This is a genomic window from Pseudoalteromonas sp. NZS71_1 (genome assembly GCF_015864305.1).
In the GTDB taxonomy this organism is placed as follows: domain Bacteria; phylum Pseudomonadota; class Gammaproteobacteria; order Enterobacterales; family Alteromonadaceae; genus Pseudoalteromonas; species Pseudoalteromonas arctica.
In genome coordinates, this window is record NZ_JADYXM010000011.1 from 115,215 (window position 1) to 121,352 (window position 6,138).

The following is a 6,138-nucleotide window of genomic DNA, read 5'->3' on the forward strand; positions in this document are numbered from 1 at the left end:
AAATTTAAACAATTCATTAGCTAAATTAAGGATGATTTTGAAACAATCTTCAATCGTATTTTTAGCCGTAGTAAGCCTGTTTTTACAGGCTTTTTTGCTAATCTCGCTAACTAGTTTTTTTACAGGTATTTACAATGCTTATGTAGCATTTGCTGGTGCCGATCCTAAATTAATAGCAGGGCATATTTCATCAGGTATTGTAATTTCGTTAATACAAATTGCACCAGCAATAGTTGGCTATTTTATAAATTACATATTGTTTAAAAATAAACGTGTAAATGACTTTGCATTGCTTAAATCTGCTTTAAAATTTTATGCGTATCTATGGCTTTTATTTATCCCCATTGGTACGATTTTAGGTGCAAAGCTATTAACTCAATTAAAGAAAGATTAAATTTAATAGCGGCTTTAAAAATAAAGGAGTAAGCATGTTTTTTGATGATGTTCAGGGTTTAGTACGCGTACTTATTATTGGTGTACTGGGGTATGTAGCGCTAGTGTTTTGGTTGCGTGTATCGGGCAAGCGAACACTATCTAAATGGAACGTGTTCGACTTTGTAGTCACCATTGCGCTGGGCTCTATATTAGCGTCTGTTATTATTTCAAAAAGTGTCGCGCTGCTTGAAGGCATATTGGCCTTTGTTGTTTTAATAGGGCTGCAATATTTAATTACCTGGCTCAGTGTTCGCTCATCTAAATTTGCAGCTTTAGTAAAAGCTGAGCCCACACTGTTACTGAGTGATGGTGAATATTGCACGACAGCCCTTAAATCACAGCGCGTAACAAAATCAGAAATTCGCGCTGCTATTCGTGGTGCGGGTATATTAGCCATAGAAGATGTAGCCGCCGTAGTGCTAGAAACCGATGGCAGTTTTAGCGTACTTAAGCAAAATAACAGCGGGTTAAAAACCGCGTTAAGCGATGTAAGCGGGCATTAAATTAATACGCTAATAGTTATATTAACTAAGGCAGGTATATTACCTGCCTTATTTTGTATTGAAGCCTAATTTATTTAGCGTGCTGCTCTAATAAACTAAACGTAGGTAAGCGCCATTTAAAGCGTATTGACGCCATACGTATTAAGTAGCCTGCAACAAGGCTTACAATAATGCTGATGTTGTCATCAATATTGTAATGGTGCAGTGCCAAGAATAAGCAGGCAACAAGTAACGATACACTCGCGTATAACTCGTTATGTAATACAAGCGGCGCTTGGCGACATATTAAATCGCGCAGTAACCCACCAAATACGCCAGTAACAACTGCGGCCACTACACAAATACCGTAATGTAATCCCATATTTAGTCCCACTTGGCAGCCAATAATACTAAAGGCAGCTAAACCAAGGGCGTCTAGGCGCATAAATATACCTTTAAATTTAACCACCCATTTAGCCAGCCACGTAGTGACAATACCGGCAATACAGGTAATTAATAAATACTCAGGGTGTTGAACCCACGTAAGCGGGTAATTGCCTAGTAATATATCTCGTACGCTGCCACCACCAATTGCGGTCGCACTGGCTACTAGCACCACGCCAAACCAGTCCATTTTCATTCGCCCTGCGCTAAGTGCGCCAGTCATGGCTTCTGCGGTAATACCAATAATATAAACAACGGTTAGTAGCATGAGATAATCACTTGAAATTCGTGCGTAAAAATAAGGTGTGGATTGTATAGATAAATTAAGTAAATAACGAATGAAAAATCATACTAAAAAAGCATCATTCAGATAGAAATAACTAATAACAAAAACCAGTGTAAACAAGCTGTTAAGTTAATAAGTGGATGCGCAATGATTCATGTAAATTAAAGGACATATGGCCGCAAAGTATAAATAAAACAGGTTCGGTTTAGTTGTTTTTAGCGCGTTTGTTTTCAGCTAAGTTTAATAGATAAAGCGTGAAAATTAACGCAATATGAATAATTGGTTGCATGGTTTTAATTTAGGAACGTATAATAACAAGTGTTAACTAAATGGAATTTGCGTAAAACGCAGCTTAAGCAAAATAGGCGGATACATGCACAAAGGATTGTTAAAGACGTGGAAAACCGACAAAGGCTTTGGTTTTATTAAATCAGACACCTTAGAACACGACACGTTTATACACATATCAGCGCTCAAACATATGAGCCGTAAGCCTAAAGTTGGCGACACTATTTATTTTGAAGTAGCAACGCAGCCCGACGGCAAAACCAAAGCAATTAACTGCCGCATAGAAGGCGTTGCAGAACTTAAAGCACCTTACCAAAAATACAAACAACAGCCGTACCGCATTGCTAAATCTAATTTTGCCAGTAGCTTTTTAGGCAAAGTTGCCTCAATTGCGCTTATTGCTGCACTTTGTTTATATGCATTTAATAAATACAACACTCATTCAAACAGCCAAACTCCCGTTATTACGAATGACGATTTAGCCACCTTTGATGAAAAATATCCGAAAGTAGTTATTCCAAAAATCGTTATTCCAAAAAGCACGCAAAATTTTACGTGTGGTGGCAGGCAATATTGTACTGAAATGCGCTCACGAGAAGAGGCAGTATTTTTTATTAATAATTGCCCGAATACAAAAATGGATGGTGATGGCGATGGAAAACCTTGCGAGAGTGATACAAGGTTTTAAAGGCTAGGGCTATAAAGCCTTAAATAAAAATAGAATTAATTGCTGTGTATAGGTACAGTAATTTGAGTTTTGTCCCATAACATTATTAAAAGTCGTTTTGGGGTTAAATAACAAAGGTTACTGAATAGCAATTGTAATTACCTGTTTATAAATGAGTTGTTTGGTGTGATTATTGAACAACGTAATATACGGCGCTTTGGGGTGTTATAACCACCTAAAGTGGGGTTTAATAAGCTGTTAAATGTTTTCATATTTCCGAGGTTACTTTGAGTTCAAATTGTAAAATGTGTGATTCACTTGATGAGTTACAAGAGTCCCACATAATTCCACGCTCAATCTTTAAAAGTTTAAAAAGAAAAAGTGGTCAATTAGTTAAAGTAAATGGCGTGTCAGGAGTCCCGTTAATAAAGGAAAATTCTGATTTAAAAGAACCATTACTTTGTAAAAATTGTGAGCAATTTCTAAGTGCTAATTATGAACAATATGGTACTAGATTATTTAAAAATCCAAATGGTGTTACTAAAAAAGAAAATCATATTGAATTTGCTAATTTTGAATATGAAAAGTATTACTTGTATCTACTCAGCATACTTTGGAGAGCATCTGTTTCTACATTAGATGAGTATTCAGAAGTTTGGTTACCAAGCGAGTTATCAAATATATTAAAAAGTTGTCTGAAAAATAAAACAGTACAGATTAATAAAAGTTTACGGATAGATAACTTCTTTAGAGTATCTGTTTTTCGTTTAGTCGATAGTACTGGAACTCTTACAGATCAAGTTATAAAAGGTATTCTAACGACCATAATTGGCACTAAAAATTCAATTGGCGAAACAGAGTTTTATTTTGCCGTGGATGGTTTTTTAATTAAATATACTTTTACTGTGGGTAAAAGTGAGCTTGATGCTCGAACTTCGAAAAATATAGGGCAGTTAGATAACTCTACAGTACTGAAAGTTCTTAAAAAAGAAGTTACAGACTTTCCTGAATTAACCCAGCTTTTCAAAGAATTAATAAAAAAAGCCAAAAGTCGTAGCACAAACATTTAACAAGCCATTCAACAGGTATTATAGCCAACTATATTTTGCCCGTTAATAGGGGCGTTATGTTTAATATTGGAGTTTCGTATGTATAAAGAAAAATTAGGTATACCCGAACAACATGAATTTGTTAGAACAAGTAGTAAAAGCGAGCAACGTAAAGGTAGAGATACTGATATTTATGGGTACGATGAAAAAAATGCAGGTGGTGAGGTAATAGCAAAGTACGTTGTTAGAGATAGCATGAGTATTTATCCTCCTCAATCTACAACAGTGTCCTTTGTTAAATATGATTTTACTGGTGCTGAAGTAGACTCTGGTAATTTATAAGTAGGTATTTAAGTGTATAAATATTTGTTCGTTATATTTTTGGTTGTTAGTCTTCTGGTTATGTCACTAACAGCCTATCTTAAAGCAGAACCTAATTTTTTTGTGGGTAATATAATCCCCGAAATGATAGGTGTATGTATTGAGTTGCTAGTTATTATTTTTGTATTAGATAAATGGCAAAAGAGAGAAGAGAAAAATAAAAGTATCAAAGTAGAGAGGCGGTTACGAGAGTTTCTCATTTTCTTTTTAAAGCATAATTTCAAAGACTTTCCTCCATCTTGTCAGCCGGGTAATTTTTATGGCGAGGATCATCAACAGAATCAAGAATGTATTGCTAATTTAATTTCTAATATCGAACAGAATGGCTTGAAAGAATGTGCTGTTTTACAAGTTCAAAGTTATTGTGAAAGTGAAAAAGAGATATTCAATAATTTAATTCCCGTTGCATCAGATCTAACAAATGATCATTTTAAATCATGGGTGAGAATCGCATTTTTCATGAATGCTATATCAGCTAAAAGTGAAACGACTAGCCATGCATCGGTTAAGATCCTTCAAAATATTAAAAGATTTGATGATGAATCACATAAAAGTGGTTTGTATGTCGGTGCTTAATAAACATAACAAGGCAAAGCAAGCAGACGCATAGCGGTTGTCTCTGTTTTTGCTAAAACAAAAAGAACACAAAAACACAGACAACATACGCGATGTTGTTTGCGGCGTTATAAATTAAGGGAGTGTTACCTGATGCAAATTACGGATTAACAGTGACACCCATACTAAATTTTGCTCTTTTCAAAATTTAGGACTACGTTTTAGTTAGTACAAAAAACGAGCAGGGTGTCTTATGGCAATTGCAAGAAAGCGTCAAATAAGTTTGGTTGATACAAAGTACTACCACTGTATTTCGCGTTGCGTGCGTCGTGCATTTTTATGTGGCGATGACCACTTTACAGGCAAGTCTTACGAGCATCGCAGAGGCTGGGTTGAAGATAAACTGCTTGAATTAGCTAAGGTATTTTGTATTGATGTATGTGCTTATGCTGTTATGAGTAACCATACTCACTTAGTCCTGTATGTTGATGATAATCAAGCAAACAGGCTGAATGATAAAGCGATTGTTATTCGCTGGCATAAACTCTGTAAAGGCACAGTGTTAACACAGAAATATGTACGAGGTGAAAAGTTAAGTAAAGTTGAGCTCATGTTTTTCAATCAAACGGTTAAACAATACCGCGAACGCCTAGCCAGTATCAGCTGGTTTATGCGGCTATTAAATGAAGATATTGCCCGCAGAGCAAATAAAGAAGACAACTGCACAGGCAGGTTTTGGGAAGGGCGCTTTACGTCTCAAGCATTATTAGATGAAGCAGCACTTGCAGCTTGTATGGCCTATGTTGATTTAAATCCCATTAGAGCAAAAATGGCTAACACACCAGAAGAGTCAGACCATACCAGTGTACAAAAACGTTTAACTTTCGCGGCAGAAGGTAAACAGCCTAAACAGTTACTACGTTTTGCAGGTATGCCACGTCAGATTATGCCAAAAGGGCTGCCGTTTGAGCTTAAATCGTACCTTGAACTTGTTGAGCTAACAGGGCGAATAATACGAGAGGATAAACGCGGGCATATTAATAATATGAACCTTCCTTTACTCGAAAGACTAAACATATCCCCAGAAAACTGGTTAAAACTCACTACGCAATTTACACGCGTATTCCATGGTGCGGTAGGAAGACCCAATTCACAAGCAAGTTACTGTGAAAATTTAAACCGAAAGCGGCGAGCGAATATCAGTAACTGCGAAAAGCTACTCGCATAAACTTAAACTGCTCGGTAAAATTATACAGTAATAAATCACAACTGCATTATGCAGTTATTTTCATGCGTGTAATTTAGCTTTAATAGCAAGATTAACAATGACACCCATCCTAAATTTTGCTCTTTTGAAAATTTAGGACTACGTTTTGGTTAGTGCAAAAAATGAGCAGGGTGTCTTATGGCAATTGCAAGAAAGCGTCAAATAAGTTTGGTTGATACAAAATACTATCACTGTATTTCACGCTGTGTTCGTCGTGCATTTTTATGTGGAGAAGACCGTTTTACTGGTCAATCTTACGAGCATCGACGAGGGTGGGTTGAAGA

At 36.2% G+C, this 6,138-nt stretch carries 8 protein-coding genes and 1 pseudogene; 8 read left to right on the forward strand and 1 reads right to left on the reverse strand.

Features of this window, described 5'->3' with window-relative positions:
• Window positions 1-37 precede the first annotated feature (37 nt).
• A complete protein-coding gene (locus I6F43_RS15450; RefSeq protein ID WP_231614095.1) occupies window positions 38-394 on the forward strand; it encodes a hypothetical protein in 357 nt (118 codons plus the stop codon).
• A 34-nt stretch (window positions 395-428) separates the two neighbouring features.
• Window positions 429-938, forward strand: coding sequence for a DUF421 domain-containing protein (locus tag I6F43_RS15455; protein WP_197103038.1), 510 nt, complete (start codon window positions 429-431; stop codon window positions 936-938).
• A 70-nt stretch (window positions 939-1,008) separates the two neighbouring features.
• Here the strand turns inward: I6F43_RS15455 and I6F43_RS15460 are convergent, their stop codons facing one another.
• Entirely contained in the window at window positions 1,009-1,629 is a 621-nt protein-coding gene (locus tag I6F43_RS15460) for a trimeric intracellular cation channel family protein (protein ID WP_058550084.1), read from the reverse strand.
• A 391-nt stretch (window positions 1,630-2,020) separates the two neighbouring features.
• Here I6F43_RS15460 and I6F43_RS15465 point away from each other — a divergent pair, with 391 nt between their 5' ends.
• The 6 genes and pseudogenes from I6F43_RS15465 to I6F43_RS15490 form a co-directional block, all read left to right on the forward strand.
• Entirely contained in the window at window positions 2,021-2,623 is a 603-nt protein-coding gene (locus tag I6F43_RS15465) for a cold shock domain-containing protein (RefSeq protein WP_197103040.1), read from the forward strand.
• 284 nt (window positions 2,624-2,907) lie between these two features.
• A complete protein-coding gene (locus I6F43_RS15470) occupies window positions 2,908-3,672 on the forward strand; it encodes a hypothetical protein (protein WP_231614096.1) in 765 nt (254 codons plus the stop codon).
• Window positions 3,673-3,750: 78 nt separating this feature from the next.
• Window positions 3,751-3,993, forward strand: coding sequence for a hypothetical protein (locus I6F43_RS15475; protein ID WP_197103041.1), 243 nt, complete (start codon window positions 3,751-3,753; stop codon window positions 3,991-3,993).
• A gap of 60 nt (window positions 3,994-4,053) precedes the next feature.
• Window positions 4,054-4,608: a hypothetical protein gene (locus I6F43_RS15480; protein WP_231614097.1), complete on the forward strand. Its 555-nt coding sequence runs from the start codon at window positions 4,054-4,056 to the stop codon at window positions 4,606-4,608.
• Window positions 4,609-4,840: 232 nt separating this feature from the next.
• Window positions 4,841-5,815: a transposase gene (locus I6F43_RS15485; protein WP_197103045.1), complete on the forward strand. Its 975-nt coding sequence runs from the start codon at window positions 4,841-4,843 to the stop codon at window positions 5,813-5,815.
• Between the two features lie 177 nt (window positions 5,816-5,992).
• Window positions 5,993-6,138, forward strand: a pseudogene (locus I6F43_RS15490) (transposase); the annotation flags it as partial.

What these genes read in the sequence shown, in the direction of transcription:
- I6F43_RS15455 (WP_197103038.1), top strand. Translation starts at nt 429, where the DNA reads ATGTTTTTTGATGATGTTCAGGGTTTAGTACGCGTACTTATTATTGGT.
- I6F43_RS15485 (WP_197103045.1), top strand. Translation starts at nt 4,841, where the DNA reads ATGGCAATTGCAAGAAAGCGTCAAATAAGTTTGGTTGATACAAAGTAC.
- I6F43_RS15470 (WP_231614096.1), top strand. Translation starts at nt 2,908, where the DNA reads ATGTGTGATTCACTTGATGAGTTACAAGAGTCCCACATAATTCCACGC.
- I6F43_RS15480 (WP_231614097.1), top strand. Translation starts at nt 4,054, where the DNA reads ATGTCACTAACAGCCTATCTTAAAGCAGAACCTAATTTTTTTGTGGGT.
- I6F43_RS15465 (WP_197103040.1), top strand. Translation starts at nt 2,021, where the DNA reads ATGCACAAAGGATTGTTAAAGACGTGGAAAACCGACAAAGGCTTTGGT.
- I6F43_RS15460 (WP_058550084.1), bottom strand. Translation starts at nt 1,629, where the DNA reads ATGCTACTAACCGTTGTTTATATTATTGGTATTACCGCAGAAGCCATG.
- I6F43_RS15475 (WP_197103041.1), top strand. Translation starts at nt 3,751, where the DNA reads ATGTATAAAGAAAAATTAGGTATACCCGAACAACATGAATTTGTTAGA.